This is a genomic window from Flavobacterium sp. UBA4854 (genome assembly GCF_002399805.1).
GTDB classification, from domain to species: Bacteria; Bacteroidota; Bacteroidia; order Flavobacteriales; family Flavobacteriaceae; genus Flavobacterium; species Flavobacterium ginsengisoli.
The window spans coordinates 30,536-32,634 of record NZ_DHEI01000148.1 but is presented as its reverse complement, the minus strand read 5'-3'; the positions used below and the strand labels follow the sequence as shown (position 1 = coordinate 32,634).

Annotated in this window: 1 protein-coding gene; it reads right to left on the bottom strand. The window is 31.9% G+C overall.

Features of this window, described 5'->3' with window-relative positions:
• A partial coding sequence (locus B3J44_RS21520) for a DUF2723 domain-containing protein (protein ID WP_286971344.1) occupies positions 1 to 1,847 on the bottom strand: 1,847 nt, incomplete at its 3' end.
• Positions 1,848 to 2,099: the final 252 nt, after the last annotated feature.

Sequence of the window (2,099 nt, the reverse complement as noted above, 5' to 3'; positions counted from 1 at the left end):
TTTAAGTATATTTTTAATGCAATTCCTGTGAATAAAAATAGAGCCAAGAGAACATAAAAGCTCTTTAAATCCTTGTTGGCGTGGTACATTATACCAATTAAACCTAAAATAAAAGGAAGGAAATAATAAGCATTACGCCCTTTGTTGTTTAACACATCAGAAGGTAAATTATCTTGAGAACCTAAATGAACAGAATCTAAAGCTTTAATACCGCTAATCCAGTTTCCATCCAAATTATCATATTTGCCTTGAACATCATTTTGACGTCCAACAAAATTCCACATTAAATATCTCCAGTACATGTATCCGAATTGATATTCAAACATAAAACTGAAGTTGTCTACTGTAGATGGTTTTTCAATGATCAGATAATCTTTGTAACTGTTTAAGAATTTAACATACCCTTCATTGTCAATTTGTTTTTGAGCGTAAGCTTTTCTGAATTCAGAAACTGTTTTTTCAACTTCATTACGCAATTGGGCAGTAGCTTTATTGTATTCATCTTCACTTAATTGACTAGCATCAATTCCGTATTTTGCTAGTTCTTCATCGTAATCATAATTAGGATTGATTCGGAACTTCGGAGGATTAGTAAAGTTGATATAGTTTTGAATATGAGCTGTTTCTGTACTCCACATTCTTGGTAGAACCGCTTTCTGGTTGTCATCAGAATTTTGTTCTGCATTTTTATAATTGTTGGTAATAATGTATTTACCAGTTTTATAATCTCTCTCGTAGTTTGGCTTTTTGTCTAAATAAGGTGTTTTAGCATCAAGACCAGCAAAAAGCTCAGTGTATTGAGGACCATAAAATAAAGGATTAACACCATATTGTTCACGGTTGTAGTAAGCTAAAACTTCAGTAGCATCTGATGGCTTGTTTTCGTTAATAACTGTATTAGCATTTGCGCGAACAGGAAGCATTAACCAAGTTGAGAAACCAATAAGAATGAATAAGATACATAATATAATGGTGTTGTAGAATATTAAGCCTTTTTGTCTAGTATATTTTAATCCAAAATAGAAAAACGCAATAAATAATAATGCTACAAAGATAGTTCCCGAGTTGAATGGAAGTCCCATACTGTTTACCATGAAGATTTCGGTTTTTCCGAAAAATGCCATTGTAAGAGGAAGAAGTAATTTGAAGATAAATAATAAAATTCCAATAACTACAATATTAGCAACAATGAAATTTTTGATTGTAACTTTTTCGTAGTGTTTGAAATAGTATAAAAATCCAATTGATGGGATAGTTAAAAGGGCCATGAAGTGAACTCCAAACGAAAGACCAACAACCAAAGAAATAATTAAAAGCCATTTGTTTCCTTTTGGTTTGTCCATGTCTTGCTCCCAGCGTAGTCCAAGCCAAAAAAGCAATGCAATTAATAAAGAAGCCATTGCATAAACTTCGGCTTCTACTGCGTTAAACCAAAAACTATCAGAAAATGTATAAGCTAAAGCTCCAACAAAAGAACTTCCTAAAATTACTATCGAATTGTTTTGATTAATTTCTGCAAAACGAGCTACAATTTTCTTCAAAATCATAGACGATGACCAAAACATAAATAATATGGTAAATGCGCTAGAGAAAACAGACATCATATTAACCATTACAGCTACATGTTGAGCATCTATTGCAAACATTGCAAAAAATGCACCCATCATCTGAAAAAGCGGAGCTCCCGGTGGGTGACCTACTTCAAGTTTGGCTGCGGTAGCAATATATTCTCCGCAATCCCAAAAGCTCATTGTAGGTTCTACTGTTAATGTATAAGTTATTAAAGCGATTGCAAATGCAAACCAACCAATAATTGTATTCCATTTATTGAAATTGAATTGTGCCATATTTAGGTGTTAAAAATTTGAACGTTTTATATCCTACAAAGAAAATGTTTTTTTATGTAAAGAAACGAGCATTAACAAAAAATTCTATAAAACTATAAGTTAAAAGTAATGTGTTGTTTATGAGATGTTTTTGGTGTGCAATCAGATTTTGTCGAGAAAAAAAACAAAAAAAATGATTTTTTTTGCTCAAAAAGTTTGCACAAACTAAATAAAGACTTAAATTTGCACTCGCTTAACCGCACTGCTGGTCTA